This window comes from Streptomyces sp. NPDC020958, assembly GCF_055562175.1.
On sequence record NZ_JBVHFU010000007.1, the window covers coordinates 159920 to 174417 of the forward strand.

Annotated in this window: 15 protein-coding genes and 1 pseudogene; 8 read left to right on the forward strand and 8 right to left on the reverse strand. The window is 71.1% G+C overall.

Annotated features, from left to right (window positions below; all coding sequences use genetic code 11):
* The first annotated feature begins 167 nt into the window (after positions 1-167).
* The 8 genes from ACZ3KP_RS22205 (at position 168) to ACZ3KP_RS22240 (ending at position 8582) form a co-directional block, all read left to right on the forward strand.
* Positions 168-1145 carry a DUF4129 domain-containing protein gene (locus ACZ3KP_RS22205; RefSeq protein WP_467501390.1) on the forward strand — a complete coding sequence of 326 codons (978 nt, stop codon included), beginning with the start codon at positions 168-170 and terminating at the stop codon, positions 1143-1145.
* Positions 1142-1678, forward strand: a complete 537-nt coding sequence (locus tag ACZ3KP_RS22210; RefSeq protein ID WP_467501391.1) for a hypothetical protein — start codon at positions 1142-1144, stop codon at positions 1676-1678. The genes ACZ3KP_RS22205 and ACZ3KP_RS22210 overlap by 4 nt, the downstream gene beginning before the upstream one ends.
* Before the next feature lie 64 nt (positions 1679-1742).
* On the forward strand, positions 1743-2753 hold the full coding sequence (locus ACZ3KP_RS22215; protein WP_467501392.1) for an AAA family ATPase: 1011 nt from the start codon (positions 1743-1745) through the stop codon (positions 2751-2753).
* Entirely contained in the window at positions 2750-4096 is a 1347-nt protein-coding gene (locus tag ACZ3KP_RS22220) for a DUF58 domain-containing protein (RefSeq protein ID WP_467501393.1), read from the forward strand. The genes ACZ3KP_RS22215 and ACZ3KP_RS22220 overlap by 4 nt, the downstream gene beginning before the upstream one ends.
* Complete coding sequence (locus tag ACZ3KP_RS22225) at positions 4093-4695, forward strand: hypothetical protein (protein ID WP_467501394.1); 603 nt, start codon at positions 4093-4095, stop codon at positions 4693-4695. Before ACZ3KP_RS22220 ends, ACZ3KP_RS22225 begins: the two co-directional genes overlap by 4 nt.
* Before the next feature lie 250 nt (positions 4696-4945).
* Positions 4946-5563, forward strand: a complete 618-nt coding sequence (locus ACZ3KP_RS22230) for a type III effector protein (protein WP_467501395.1) — start codon at positions 4946-4948, stop codon at positions 5561-5563.
* Positions 5564-5632: 69 nt separating this feature from the next.
* Entirely contained in the window at positions 5633-7552 is a 1920-nt protein-coding gene (htpG, locus tag ACZ3KP_RS22235; RefSeq protein WP_467501396.1) for a molecular chaperone HtpG, read from the forward strand.
* 304 nt (positions 7553-7856) lie between these two features.
* Positions 7857-8582 (forward strand): DUF4142 domain-containing protein, encoded by a 726-nt coding sequence (locus tag ACZ3KP_RS22240; RefSeq protein WP_360565826.1) that lies wholly within the window; start codon positions 7857-7859, stop codon positions 8580-8582.
* A 44-nt stretch (positions 8583-8626) separates the two neighbouring features.
* On the opposite strand, the gene ACZ3KP_RS22245 is transcribed toward ACZ3KP_RS22240, so the two are convergent.
* From ACZ3KP_RS22245 to ACZ3KP_RS22280, 8 genes and pseudogenes are all read right to left on the reverse strand, one after another.
* Positions 8627-8992 (reverse strand): ArsR/SmtB family transcription factor, encoded by a 366-nt coding sequence (locus tag ACZ3KP_RS22245; RefSeq protein WP_132891055.1) that lies wholly within the window; start codon positions 8990-8992, stop codon positions 8627-8629.
* A gap of 207 nt (positions 8993-9199) precedes the next feature.
* Positions 9200-9574, reverse strand: coding sequence for a roadblock/LC7 domain-containing protein (locus ACZ3KP_RS22250; RefSeq protein ID WP_358982003.1), 375 nt, complete (start codon positions 9572-9574; stop codon positions 9200-9202).
* 184 nt (positions 9575-9758) lie between these two features.
* Complete coding sequence (locus ACZ3KP_RS22255; RefSeq protein ID WP_467501397.1) at positions 9759-10238, reverse strand: DinB family protein; 480 nt, start codon at positions 10236-10238, stop codon at positions 9759-9761.
* Between the two features lie 90 nt (positions 10239-10328).
* On the reverse strand, positions 10329-11249 hold the full coding sequence (locus ACZ3KP_RS22260; protein WP_467501398.1) for a hypothetical protein: 921 nt from the start codon (positions 11247-11249) through the stop codon (positions 10329-10331).
* A gap of 4 nt (positions 11250-11253) precedes the next feature.
* Positions 11254-12276, reverse strand: a complete 1023-nt coding sequence (locus ACZ3KP_RS22265; protein ID WP_467501399.1) for a C40 family peptidase — start codon at positions 12274-12276, stop codon at positions 11254-11256.
* 809 nt (positions 12277-13085) lie between these two features.
* Positions 13086-13273 (reverse strand): annotated as a pseudogene (locus ACZ3KP_RS22270) (NADP oxidoreductase); the annotation flags it as partial.
* A 97-nt stretch (positions 13274-13370) separates the two neighbouring features.
* A complete protein-coding gene (locus ACZ3KP_RS22275; protein WP_165939457.1) occupies positions 13371-13526 on the reverse strand; it encodes a DUF6131 family protein in 156 nt (51 codons plus the stop codon).
* Positions 13527-13624: 98 nt separating this feature from the next.
* Complete coding sequence (locus tag ACZ3KP_RS22280; protein ID WP_467501400.1) at positions 13625-14182, reverse strand: hypothetical protein; 558 nt, start codon at positions 14180-14182, stop codon at positions 13625-13627.
* Positions 14183-14498: the final 316 nt, after the last annotated feature.

Consider the following 14498-nt stretch of genomic DNA (forward strand, 5'->3'; position numbering starts at 1 on the left):
GCGATCGAATCAAGCGCAGTAACGATCGAATCAATCACGCCGCGATCCGCTGGAGGAGGTCGTACGCCGCCGGGCCGAGCAGGCCCAGGAGCAGCGGACGCCACCTCCCCCTGCTGACACACCGTCGAACCGTGTGCGAAGCTGCGATCACGAGGGAGGGCGGGTCGGTGGGGCGGGAGCGTACGGCGGGCGGGCCACGACGGCACAGCACGATCGGTGCCGCACAGGCGGCGTCGGCAGTGCTGGTGGTGGGCGGAGCGGCCCTCGGAGCACTGCTGCTGCGCCCCGGCCCGGAAGTGCTGGCCAAGGGCCGCGGGCCGCTCGGCGGCAACCCCGTCCTCGTGATCGGCCTCGCCCTGCTGTCGTTCCTGGGCGGCCTGGCGCTGCGTGCGAAGTACCGGGACCAGGTCGGCGCCGCCCGGGACCTGAACCCGGTGGAACAGCGGCTCGCCGACGGCGTGAGCCGCGTCCTGATGGCCGCGTCGCTGGTCGTCCCACTGCTCGTCCTGGTCCTGCACCGGTTCGGCTCCTCGGGCAGCGGCCGCGGCGGCGCCCCCGAGCCGTCACCGCTGCCGAGCTCGCGGCAGGAACCGTCGCCCAGCGCGCCCACCGGACTGCCGTCCGGGCACGCAGGGCACAGCATCCACTTCGGACTGACGCGCATCCTGCTGGGCCTCGGCATCGCCCTGCTCGTCGCGGTCGTCCTGATCGCCGGGCTGCACCTGTGGCGGCATCTGACCCGCCCGCCGGCGCCCGAGGTCCAGGAGACGTACGCGACGCTCGACGACGAGCGGGAACGCCTGGCCCAGGCCGTGGACTCCGGGCGCCGTGCCCTGCTGGACGGAACCGACGCCCGTGCGGCCGTCATCGCCTGCTATGCCGCCATGGAGGAGTCGCTCGCCGACTCCGGCGTGACGCGGCGCGCCTCGGACAGCCCGCAGGACCTGCTGGAGCGGGCCGTCGCCGGGGGCCTGCCCAGCAGGGCGGCCGCCGCAGCGCTCACCGCGCTGTTCCGTGAGGCCCGTTACTCCACACACCCGATGGACGGCGGCCACCGCGACCGGGCCGCGGCGGCGCTCGCCGAGATCGCCGACGGGCTGCGCTCGCGGGCCTCCGGGTCGGGAGCCGTGGCGGGTGCCTCGTGAAGGCGTTCACCCGGATCCGGGCCCTCGTCAACTCCGTACCGGCGGCACCCGGTTCCGTACGCCACTCGCTGGTCTTCCTCTGCACCGCCGCGGTCGCGGCCGTCGTGCTGCTCGCGCTGGCCGACGGTGCCGCCGCGGCCGCCACCGGCCTCGCCCTCGTCACCGCGGTCGCGCTGGCCCTGGGGCGGTATGCCGCGGGCGGCGGCGCCGAGGACAGCGGCTACCGCAGGCCGGTGCGCCTGCTGGCGAGCCGGACCCCGGCGCTCGGCGGGTGGCGGCACGTCGTGTCCAAGACCCTCGCGGCCGACGGCGAGGCGCACTTCCCCACGGTCATGCGTCCGCAGTTGCAGCGGCTGTTCGCCGCCCGGCTGGCCGAACGGCACGGCGTGGCGATGTACCGCAACCCCCAGCGGGCCCGGGCGCTGGTCGGACCCGAGCTGTGGCCGTGGATCGATCCCGCGGCGACCGCTCCCGGGCCCACCCTCCCCGAGCCCGTCCTGCGCTTGCTGCTCGACCGTCTGGAAGACCTGTGACCGGCGCCGCTGCGGTCGTCCCCGCAGCCCGCGCATCCCGACCCCGTCTGGTGAGGAATCGACCGTGACCAGCCCGCAGCCCATCCCGGACCACGACGCCCTGACGCCCCGGCAGGCGGGTGAGAGGGCGGCGGCCGTGCTCGACGAGATCGGCAGGGCCGTGGTCGGCAAGGCCGAACCGCTGGCGCTGGTGATGCTCGGCATCCTCGCCGGGGGCCATGTCCTCATCGAGGACCTGCCGGGACTCGGCAAGACGCTGCTGGCCCGCTCCTTCGCCACCACGCTCGGTCTGGACTTCCGCCGCATCCAGTTCACCCCGGACCTGCTGCCCTCCGACGTCACCGGAGCTCCGTTCTACGACCAGCGCACCGCCGACATGGTCTTCCGCCCCGGCCCGGTCTTCACCCACCTGCTGCTCGCCGACGAGATCAACCGCACCCCGCCCAAGACCCAGGCCGCGCTGCTGGAGGCGATGGCCGAGTCCCAGGTCTCCATCGACGGAAGCACCCGGTCGCTGCCGGAGCCGTTCGTGGTCGTCGCCACCGCCAATCCCATCGAGTACGAGGGCACGTACACCCTGCCCGAGGCCCAGCTCGACCGGTTCCTGCTGCGGGTCCGCATGGGCTATCTGACGGCGCCCGAGGAGACGGGCATGCTGCGCGCGCGTGTCGACCGGGCGGCATCCGAGGCCGTGCTGCGCACGCTCAGCGGTCCGGGCGAGGTGCTGGCCATGCGGGCCGCCGTCGAACGCGTCGAGGTGGCCGACGACCTGCTGGAGTACGTCGTGTCGCTGGTCCGCGCCACCCGCGCCCACCCGCACGTCCAGGTCGGCGCCTCTCCGCGCGGCGGTCTGGCCCTGGTACAGCTCGCCCGTGCCCGTGCCGTCCTGGACCTGCGGGACTACGTGACACCGGAGGACGTCAAGTCGGTGGCGGTGCCGGCCCTCGCGCATCGCGTCACCCTCAAGCCGGAGCTGTGGGTCCGGCAGATCGACGGCGACGACGTGCTGCGTGAGATCGTGCAGTCCGTGACCGCACCGGAGACCTTGCCGCGCACACCGGTCGTCGCGTCATGACCGAGCACGTGCCGGCCCGACGAGCGGCCGCCGCGGTCCGACGGGCCCTGGTCGGCCGTCACGATGTGACCGCCGACCCCCCGCCACCGCCCCCGCCCGGCCCGCGCGCCGGTGAACGCGCCCTGCGACTCGGCACGTTGGCCGCAGTCGCGCTGGCCGCCGCGCTGGTCACCGGGCGCGCGTGGGTGGTCGCGCTGGCCGCCGCGCCGCTGGTACTGCTCGCTCTCGCCCCGCCGAGCGGGCCGCACCCGCAGGCGGTGACGGCCGAGCCGGAGGTGGAGCCGCGGCGGTGCTTCGAAGGCGAGCAGGTGGCAGTGCGGATCAGGGTGTCCTACGACGGTGAGACCGGCCGCCTGGACCCCGGCGTCACCCTCGGCCACGGGGTTCGGCTCGACCACCTGGCGGTCGGCCCGTACCGCGTGGATCTGCTTCTGACCGCGCAGCGTTGGGGTCGCTGGACGCTCGGCACGGTCGACGTCGACGTCTACGACCGCGGCGGGCTGGCCCGGCGTACCGTACGGGTCGAACTCGGTGAGATCGCCGTCTTCCCCCTGCCCGGACACGCCGGTCTCACGCCCGTACCGGTCCGGCTGCCGCAACGGCTCGGGGAGCACACCGCCGTGCAGCGCGGCGAGGGCGTCGAGGTCACCGGCGTACACCCGTATGTGCGCGGCGAACGGCAGCGGCGGATCCACTGGCCGGCCACCACCCGCCGCGGCACCCTTCAGGTCCACCAGTTCGCCGCGGAGCGCACCGCCGACACCGTGGTGCTGCTGGACGTGCTCACCGACGTGGTCGACCCGGTCACCGGCGCGTCCTCGCTCGACGAGACCTTCCGAACCGCTGCCGGCCTGGTCCGTGCCTACCTGGGCACCCACGACCGGGTCGGCGTCGTGTCGGTCGGTGGCGTGACCCGCTGGCTGCAACCGGGCAGCGGCCAGGGGTACTTCTACCGCATCGTCGACAGTGTGCTGGAGGTCCGCAAGGACCGCGCGTACCGCACGGAGGGACTGAGCCCGCTGCCACCGCCCGCGTTGCCCGAAGGAGCGCTGGTGTACGTCATCACGCCGCTGACCGACCAGCGGATTCTCGACATCCTGCACCAGGTGCGCGGACGGGCCAACCCGATGGTCGTGGTCGAGATCCCCACCGGCGAGCCGGTCCTGGAACCCGGCGACACCGAAGGTGAACTCGCGCTGCGGCTGTGGCGGGCGGACCGCGACGCCATGCGCTTCGCCCTCATGGAACGCGGCATCGCGGTCGTCGCCCACCGGCCGGGCGAGACTCTCGACCTCGCCCTCGCGCCGCTGCTGCGCACCCGTATCCACGGGGGGACCCGATGACCACGCCCTCCGCCCGGGCGGCCCGGCCGGGCCCGGGTCCGGCCGACAGCCGAGCCGCCCTGCTCTTCGCACGTCTCACCTCCCGTGTCACCGACCGCCTGCTCGGAACGGCCCTTGCCGTCGCCGCCTGCGACCCGCCGGCCGCCCTGCACGCATCAGTACTGGTCAAGGTGCTGGTCCTCGGGGCGGCGACGGCGGCGTGGTGGGCCGCTCCGATGGTCGACGCCCGCCCCGTCCTGGCCTCCGCGCGCTGGCGGACCCTGGCGGCCCGCCGCAGGACCACCCTGTTGCCGGCGGCGGCGATCGCGGTCGCCGCGGTCAGCGGTCCCCCGGTCTGGCTGGTCGTCTGCATCGCCGCCCTGCTGCCTGCCTACCTGCTCGTGACGGACCCGTGGACAGCCGGTGTCACCGCCCCGCCCGACCACCCGAAGGCGACACCCGCGCTGGCGTCCGCCGCCGCGACCGCGGTGGTACTGCTCACCGCCCAGGCGCCGGTCGCAGGCACCTCATGGGCACGTCTGCCCGCCTCCCTCGCCATCGCCACCACCACGGTCTGCCTGGCCCAGGCGCTGCGCACACGCCGCGGTCCGTCCGGCTGACCGCAGGCCTCGTGTCCGGGGTCGGATCTGCTCCGCCTCGCACGTCGTCTCGAGGCCTGATCCCGGGGCGGGGCGTCGTCGGTCCGGTGACGAGTACGGCCGCAGGGTCCGGTTGCCGGGTCGGAGATGTCGTCGTTACGATGACATCCTCAGCACGAGTGAAGGGGTTCAGGCTGTGCACGAAGATGACCGTGCGCGCTCCGCGGCCGTCGGCCCTGCGTCATTTCTCGCCGCGTCGGCAGCATTGGGCATGATGGACGCCGCCGTCCGCACCGCCCGCCACACGCCACCGGACGACACCGGCCAGAACGACCCAGGGCAAGCACTCGCGGCTCTGATCTTGCTGCGCCACCTGCGCGAAGAGCTCGCGACCTGGGAGAGCGGTCTGATCGAGACCGCGCGCGGCGCCGGGGCCACCTGGGCCGATCTGGCGGAGCCCCTCGGGGTGGCGAGCCGGCAGGCGGCCGAGCGCCGTTATCTGCGGCTGCGCCCGGACACCTCGGACGGCACGGTCACCGGGAGCACCAAGGAGGAGCGGGTGCGGGCGACGCGCGACCAACGCGCCGCCGACCGTGCCGTCGTCACCTGGGCCCGCCGGCACGCCACCGATCTGCGCCGCCTCGCCGGACAGATCACCGCCATGGACGATCTCGGCAGCGGCGCCGCCCCGGCCGTCGAGCACCTGCTGGACGCTCTCGGCGAGGACGACCCGGCCCGGCTCCTCGAACCGCTCGGGAAAGTCCGTCCGCACCTTGAGGCCGATCACCCGGGCATCGCCGACCGGATCGGGCGGATCGGTGCTCGCGCCGAGCAGTTGCGCGCGGACAGCGGCCGCCGTCGCCGTAGCGGCCGTAGCCGGGAGAGCTGAGCGACGGCGCGACCGGATCGCACCACCACCCCCTGTCCCTCGTCGGATTCCCCAAAGGAGAAACCCCCAGTGAGCAGCGGTACCGAGACGCTCGAATTCCAGGCGGAGACCCGCCAGTTGCTACAGCTGGTGATTCATTCGATCTACTCGAACAAGGACATCTTCCTGCGTGAACTGATTTCGAACGCCTCTGACGCACTCGACAAGCTCCGACTGGAATCGCTCACGGACTCCACGCTCGACGTCGACACCTCCGACCTGCACATCGCCCTGGAGGCCGACCAGGAACAGCGCACGCTGACCGTGCGCGACAACGGCATCGGCATGACCCGCGACGAGGTCGTGGAGCTGATCGGCACGGTCGCCAAGTCCGGTACGGCCGGGCTGCTGGAGAAGATCAAGGAATCCAAGGACGCGGCCGCGGCGCAGAGCCTGATCGGCCAGTTCGGCGTCGGCTTCTACTCGGCGTTCATGGTGGCCGACCGAGTGACCCTGCGCACCCGCCGTGCCGGCACCGACGAAGGCACCCTGTGGGAGTCGCAGGGAGAGGGTACCTACACGGTGCGGGCGGTCGAGGGTCTGCCCGTCGGGACCTCGGTCACCCTGCATCTGCGGCCGTCCGACAGTGAGGACGGCCTCGCCGACTACCTGGCAGGCTGGAAGATCCGCCAGATCGTCAAGCAGTACTCGGACTTCATCCGCTGGCCCATCCGCATGGAGAGGGAGCAGGCTGCCGGGGACGGCGAGGACACGGCGGGCGAGCCGGAGACGCTGAACTCGATGAAGGCACTGTGGGCACGGCCCCGCAACGAGGTGTCGAAGGACGAGTACAGCGAGTTCTACCAGCAGATCAGCCACGACTGGCAGGCGCCGGCCGAGACCATCCACATGCGCGCCGAGGGCACGTTCGAGTACGAGGCACTGCTGTTCCTCCCCGCCCAGGCGCCGCTCGACCTGTACTCCCCCGGCGCCAAACCGGGCGTGCAGCTCTACGTGAAGCGCGTGTTCATCATGGACGACTGCGACGCGCTGATGCCGAACTACCTGCGTTTCGTCAAGGGGGTCGTCGACGCCCACGACCTCTCGCTGAACATCTCCCGCGAGATCCTGCAGCACGACCGTCAGATCCAGGGTGTGCGCCGGCACCTGGTCAAGAAGGTGCTGCGTGCCGTCAAGGACATGCAGACGAGCAACTCCGAGGGCTACGAGGCGTTCTGGGGCCAGTTCGGCAGGGTGCTGAAGGAAGGGCTGATCGAGGACCGCGACAACACCGACGCCCTGCTGGAGCTGGTCTCGGCGGCTTCCACCAACGACCCGGAGAAGACCACCACCCTGCGCGAGTACGTCGCCCGGATGAAGGACGGCCAGGAGGCGATCTACTATCTGACGGGCGAGAACCGCGCCGTGGTGGAGAACTCCCCCCACATGGAGGCCTTCACCGCCAAGGGATACGAAGTCCTCATCCTCACCGACCCGGTGGACGAGATCTGGGCCGCCCAGGTGCCCGCCTTCGACGGTCACCGGTTCCAGTCCATCGCCAAGGGCCAGGTCGACCTCGACCCGACGGACGACGGCGATGCGCAGGCCCAGGCCGACAAGGCGCAGCGCGAGAAGGACTTCGCCGACCTGCTGCCGTGGCTCGAAACGACCCTGTCCGAACACGTCAAGCAGGTCCGTCTCTCCACCCGGCTGACCACCTCGGCCGCGTGCATCGTCGGCGACACCCACGACATCACACCGACCCTGGAGAAGATGTACCGGGCGATGGGCCAGGAACTGCCCCCGTTCAAGAGGATCCTGGAACTCAATCCCACGCACCCGCTCATCGCCAACCTGCGCCAGGCGCATGCCGCGAACGCCGACGACCCGGCACTCGTCCAGACCGCGGAACTCATCTACGGCAGCGCGCTGCTCGCCGAAGGCGGCGACCTGCCCGACCCCGCCCGCTTCACCCGCCTCCTGACCGACCGCCTCACCCACAGTCTCTGACGTACCGGGCCGGGAAGGACCAGAAGTGTGCGGGATTGGACCTGGCCCTTCCCGGCCGCCGGTACATGGTCGGCCACCAGGCACCCGGCCCCGATAGGGCCGTTCGGCCCTGTCCGCGGCGCGGACAGGGCCGAACGGCCCTACTTCGCGCCGCTGACGGAGGGGCAGTGAACTGACGGCACGTCATGTCGCCGTCGACCACCGATTGCTTTGCCCATTCATGACGAGCCCAAAAGGTTCTGCGGACCTTTCACATCCGTAGGTCCCTGCGTGCGGGATCCGATGAACCGGATCAGGAGACGCGGTGCTCGTTTCACAGAAGGCGGCGGGAACTCTCTTTCTTGGCGGTGCGATCAGCATCACCCTCGGCTCTCTCCTCTACCCCTCCCTCCTGGGAGTGCAGAAGGTCAGCAGCGCACCCGCACGGATCATCGCCCACCCGGCGACCGGCCCGCTGACGGAAGCCGACCGGGACTTCGTGGTCAAGGTGCGCTCGGCGGGGCTGTGGGAGTACCCCGTCGGCGAAAAGGCGTTGCGGAAGGGGTCGACGGCGGCGGTGCGCAGCGCTGGGCAGCATCTGGTCGACGGGGTCGCCGCGTTGGACGCCGCCTGTCGCACCGCAGCCGGGCAGTTGGGCATCGCGCTGCCCGACCAGCCGTCACCTCAGCAGCAGGGGTTCGCGGACCGGCTGAAGGCGGAGAGCGGCAAGCAGTTCGACACGGACCTGGCCACCACCGTGCGCGCGACGAACGGCCAGTTCCTCACCACGATCGCCGGTGTCCGCACCACCACCAGGAACTCGCTGGTCCGCGCGCTGGCCGACCAGGCCAACGACACCGTGCTCGACCACATCACAGCGGTCGAGAAGACCGGTCTTGTCGACTTCGGCCAGGTTCTCGTCCAGCAGACCACCTCGCCCGACCTCGCCGCCCAGGACCTGACCCCACCGCCCGCGGCCCCGGGCCTGCCGCAGGTCGTCCTCACGCCGCCGGCGAACAGCACGGTGTCGCCGAGTCCGACGGTGGGGTGAGTACGGCGTGATCCGTCGTCCGTCGGCGTCGCGCGCACCCTCGGTCAGCCGCGATCGTGCGCGGGGACGGGCTCGGTGGAGGCCTCGGCCTCCCGGAGTTCGGCGAGGAGGACGTTCTGCCCGTCGAGGAGTTCGGTGAGGATGCGGCGGGCCGCGCGCAGCAGGTCGGCGACGTCGCCGCCGGCCAATGCGTAGCGGACGGTGGAACCCTCCCGGATGGACACCACGATGCCGGACCGGCGCAGGACGGCCAACTGCTGCGAGAGGCTGGACGGCTCGATCTCGATGTCGGCGAGCAAGTCCCGTACCGGAACGGGCCCGTGCTGGAGCAGTTCCAGGACCCTGATCCGGACGGGATGCCCGAGCATACGGAAGAACTCCGCTTTGGCCTGATAGAGGGGGACTTTCATGACCATTCGCTCTCTGCCGGTCGGATGACGTGGAGTGGGGTCGCCGGGCAGTGCGGCGGTGCCGTGCGGCACCGCCGCGTCGACCTTGTACGGCCGATCCTCGCCGTTCACGGCCCTGTGCAGGCACGAATTGGGATCATGCTGATGTGGTCACTTGAAGAAGTCTTCACATCATGGGCGCACGAAGTCCCGGGCCCTGTGGCACGTCTAGACCTCGAGTTGTTCCTCGACCCGCCTGAGCTGGTGACGGGCCATGGCCAGGTTCGAGCGCTCCTTGTCGAGAACCAGGTACAGGAACAGCCCGTTGCCACTGCGGCCGGTGATGAGGCGGATGAGGTGGTACTGGCTCTCCAGCGTGATCAGGATGTCCTCGATCCGGCTCTTCAGCCCCAGCTCACTCATCGTGCGCACCTTGGCGCGGATCACGTCCGTGTTCCCCGCCGCGGCGATGGTCAGATCGAGGTCCTTGCCACCCCCCAGCGTCCCCAGAGCCATGCCGCTCGTGTAGTCGACGACGGCCGCTCCCAGCGCCCCCTCGGTCCCGGTCATCATTTCCTTCAGTGACACTTCCACACTCGCCATAGCGGCGCCTCCCCTTTGGGTGTCGGTTCGGGAAGGGACCGTAGGCCCGGCGAGGCGATGCCGGTGCACCGTTTTCGAGTCCGACGCGTATTGACCGGGGAAGCGCAAGTCCAGTTCGTTTGCACGGCGGCGACTGAACAGACAGGGAAGCGTGCCGACCACCTTGCGGGCCTGGTGTCAGGGCTCACCCGGCGCGTACCTGCTCACGCAGGATGTCGGCGTGCCCGCAGTGGTGGGCCAGCTCGCGCAGGACCTGCAGATAGACCCAGCGCAGCGTGCGCGGACCGGTCCGGTGGCCGGTCACGACGGCGTCCAGCGGCAGCTCGGCGACCACCGCGCGGGCCGCCGCACAGGCCTCCCGATGGGCTGCCGTGACAGAGGCCACGGTGTCGTCGTCGACGAGCCGGAAGGACTCGTCCGGGGTCTGCACCAGGCCGAGCTCCCGCCGGGGCGTACCGCCGACGCACTCCTCGAACCAGATGCGCTGCATCCAGGTGACGTGCTTGAGCAGCCCGAGCAAGGTCGTCGCCGAGGGGACGAGCCGACGGCGCGCCTGCTCCTCGGTGAGACCGTCAAGGGTTGCCTCGACAGCGCTCCGGTACTCCTCGACGAACGCGTCGAGTTGGGTGCGTTCGTCGTCCAGCGGCACCTCGAACGTGCCCATCGCGATCTCCCCTCGCTGCTGACCTTCGGTTTTCCCGCGGCCTTCCCGGCTTCCGGCTTCCGGCTTCCGGCTTCCGGCTTCCGCGGCACGCTACGGCGACGACTCCGTGGACGGGCCGGGACGACGGGTGAAACGCCGCAGCCCGCGGCGGGTGGGTTTGAGGGGCTTGTCCTCGGGAGCCACCGGTCCTTCGCCCGGGGGCAGGGCGGGTTCCGTGGCTGTGACCGCGGTCGGCAAGGACGCCGTGCCCCGTTCGAGTCGGGTCCGGACGGCCTGGGCCATGGCCTGATGGGACGGTTCCAGCAGCAGGCCGGCCGCGGACAGGTGCTCCCACATGTGCAGCAGTTCCTGTCCTCGGGTGGCGATCTGGCTCTCGTCCCACAGCCGTTGCCAGGCCGCGGTGGCGCGGGCCACCTCGGGTGCCGCCCGGCTGAGGTCGGTACGGCAACGGATGCGCGCCACGGTCAGCGCGAGCATGGTGGAGAGCAGGTAGTCGCCACGCAGAAAGGCGAGGTACGCCTCGATCGCCCGCGCCTCCAGGGCGAGTTCGTCCTCGGCGCCCCTGCGCAGGGTGAGGTGCTCCCGCAGCGCGCTGGCGAGGACGAACGCGGCGTGCAGTTCCTCGCGTTGCGCGTGCTGGATGATGCGCTCGACGCGCGCGAGCGGAGGAAACGCCGCCTCCTCGGCGGCGGTACGTTCGAGCCCGGGCGGGAGGTCCTCCTCGTCGCCGATGGTGCGGCTGGAGCCGTCGGGGTACACGCGCAGGCGGGCCACCTGCATCACCGTGCGGTCGATGACGGTGGCCGCGACCGGGGCCCCCAGGGTGCGGGCGAACATGGCGACGGCGTCGAGGATCGCCTCGTTGGGCCGTCGTATGCCGCCCATCTCCAGGAGATGGCCGTTGACCACCGTCGACCCGTCCTCGGCGACATAGGCGTCGAGCCGGATCAGCGGCGGTGCGCTGATCGCGGGGAGATTTCCCTGGTCACGGGGTGTCAGTGAGGAGGTCATCCGCTCAGCCTCCGGGTCGGACCACACCGACGATCGGCATGGAGGCGGCCGGGGCGGTCGTGACCGTGCGTCCGGGCCGGGGGGCGTGGACGATCATCCCGTCCCCGATGTACATGCCCACGTGTGTGGCGTCGTAGTAGATGATCAGGTCTCCTGGTCGCGCGGACGCCAGGCCGACCCGGGGCAGCCCCTGCCACTGCGCCTGCGAGGTACGGGGTATGGGGTGTCCGGCCGCCGCCCAGGCCGTGGAGGTGAGTCCCGAGCAGTCGTACGACGAGGGCCCCACGGCGCCCCACACGTACGGTTTGCCTATCTGCGCCATCGCGAACGCGACGGCCTGGGCGGCTGCTCCGCTCGCCTTCGTCCCGGCACCGCCCGAGCCGGTTCCGGTCCCGGCGCCGCCGTCGGAACCGGAGCCGTGCCATCTGGACCTGGCCTCCCGCGCCTGTTCCTGCTCCAACTGGGCCAGTTCGCGGGTCTGTTCCTTCTTGAGTCCCGCCTCGATCCGCTCGGCCTCGGCGATCTTCGCCTCGATCTTACGCTTCGACTCGGCCTTGTCCGCCCGGCTGTTCCTCAGCTCCCGCAACTTGTCCGCCGCGGCATCGGTCTGCCGGCTCAGCTCGGCACGGGCGGCCTGCTGCGCCTCGGAGACGTTGACCAGGTTCCGCATAGCCTGGCGGGCCTGGGCCGCCTCGTTCAGGGCGTCGTCGGGGTGGTCCCCGAGCAGCAACTGGATCCCGGTGGAGTCGAGACTGCCACCGCGGTACTGCGTGCGGGCCGCCGCACCCGCGAGGTCGTGCAGGTCGGACAGCCGGTCCTCGGTACGGGCCAGACTCCGGTGCAGCGACGCCAACCGGCTCTCCTGCCCTGCCGCCTGCACGTTCGCCGTGTTGTACGCCTCGGTGGCCACCTCGGCCGCGCGGTAGAGGCCGTTCAGTTCGTCGTGGATCTGCTCTATCGACCTGCCGTCTCGGGGACCGGGTGCGCCAGGGGTCGCGTAACTCGGGCCCGGTAACAGGGCGATCATGCAGAGGAGGGCTGTCAAGGTGGCTCGGCTCCAAAGCCGTCCGCCGCCGGTCGACACGTTGATCAGCTCCATCTTCACAGGTCGCGTGCAGACGGCTCGGACGGACGACCTGCCGGCCGCCGTGACCAACACGGGCCGCGCGGAGGGTCGTTCGAGCCTCCCTCACACTACCTCCCCATCACCGGCTGCCCCTCGTACCCCACCGGTGTTCACCGACCCGACCCCGTCTCGTCCACCACGATCGGCCACACAGGCGGCTGGTCGACCGGCCGGGGGGCGACGGCCCAGGAGGGGGCAGCCGCGGGCTGTCGTGGTGGGGGGGGTGTCGGATTCGGCGGTCCGGACGACGATCTGGGGGTCGGGGTCACCCGGCCAGGGACGCCAGTACCGACGGGTCGCGTGCCCGCACCGGAGGCAGAACGACATCTCGCGGCGAGACGTCCGGGACTACCCGGCACACGAGGAATGGCAGATCGCTCTGAGTCTGCTGGAGGAGCTCGGGGACGGGCAACGACTGCCTCTGGCGTTCTGGGAGCAGCTTGCCGAGGCGGCTGAGCACCTTCGCCTTGAGCGGAGCGCGGCCTGGTGTCCCCGGCGATGCTCCGAGATCCGAGACGGCGTGGTCCGGGCGGACCTGACGCTCCGCCCCGTCGCAGAGGCGCGGCGCAGGACGCCGATCTCCGGTCACGGGGTTCTGCGGCCCATGTGGGACATCGGGAACCTCTCACCCGCCGGGGATGCCTCGGTGAGCATCGCCGGGTGGCCGGCACCGCCGTCGTGCTGGAGGTCCGACTTCCTTAAAGCCTCAGTTGCCACGTCGTCCCCGCCGAGCGGAACGGCCAGGGGCCGCCCGTCGAAGCCGGGCGACAGCATGCGCCACACGTCCTCGTGGCAGAGGTCGAAAGCCTTGACCACGTCGGGCTCCAGGTGCTGCCGTGGCAAGGTGCCGCTCAGCCGAGGGGCCTCCTTCTCTCGCGTTACCGCAGCGGAGGCCCGGCCGCGTTGCACAGCGTGCTGACGGTGCGGCCGGGCACGGCCCGCGACGGGGGTCGAGAGTGGCTTGTCGGGTTCCCGTCGTGTCCCTGCGTGTCGGGCTACCAGTAGTGGCGTCGGCCGCCGACGGCGTGTCCGACGGAGCCGAGGAGGAACAGGATGAGCCCGATGACGAGCAGGATGATCCCGATCGTCCAGAGGAATCCGAGGTGCAGGAGGAATCCGACGATGAGCAGGATGATGCCGAGAGCGATCACGGTGACCTCTTCTCTCCTGGGTCGGCGTACCGGCCGCTGATGGCGGCGCCCGGGTGGGCGTCGATGGTTTCGGATGGTGCGTGCGCGAGCCGGCGGGTTCAGGCCGGAGCGTGACGGGTCTGGCCGCCGTCGGAGAGCAGCTCGTCGAACAGGGCGCGGTAATGCACCATGGCGCTGCGCAGCTGCTCGGTGGTGGCCTGGTGACCCGTGCTGAGGGTGTCGATCTCGTGTGCGGCCCGGTAGTGCTCCAGGGTGCGCCCGTGCTCCACCGAGAGGTCCCTCATCTGCTGGTCGAAGCCCTCGGTCGGGTAGCCGCGCGCCTGCATCAGCGACGTCACCAGCCGGTCCGCGTCGTGCACCGCGTCTTCCGGACGGTCCACGAACTCCTGTTGCACACCGTCCCAGTCCCGGCTGAAGCGGTCCCGGGCACTGTCCGGGAGCGGCTTGATGTCCAGGTCCGCGTGACGCTTCGAGCGCTCACTGAGCTCACGCTCGGCGGCGAGTCTGCTGTCGGCTCCTTCGACCGTCCGCTCGTACTCCGGGCCGAACCGCTCACGGAGCCGTCGGCGCCGCATGAGGAGAGCGACGGCGATCGCTATCAGGGCCACGACCACCACGACAGGAATGATGATCGCCAGAAGGGTTCCGGTAGACATCGGACAACCTCCGCCCGACTGAAATGAATCTGCCATAAGGCGTGTACCTGGATAATCCGAAATCATGCCTGGCGGTGCCGATCGTGGCCTGCGCTCGCATTTCGAAGAGGACGGCTTCGATCAACGGCAGGGACGCGCTGCCGGTCGCCGGTGTGGTCTCAGGTCACTGTTCGTGTCGAGGTGGCGCCCTCGGGTGCCTGTTGGTCCGGGGACGCCGCGAGGTGTCGGGCCCGGCGGGGTGCGCGTCTCGGACGGTGCCGGGCGGTCCGATCCTGTCGATCACGGGCCGCCGGACGCGCCAGGTACCCGGCGAGGG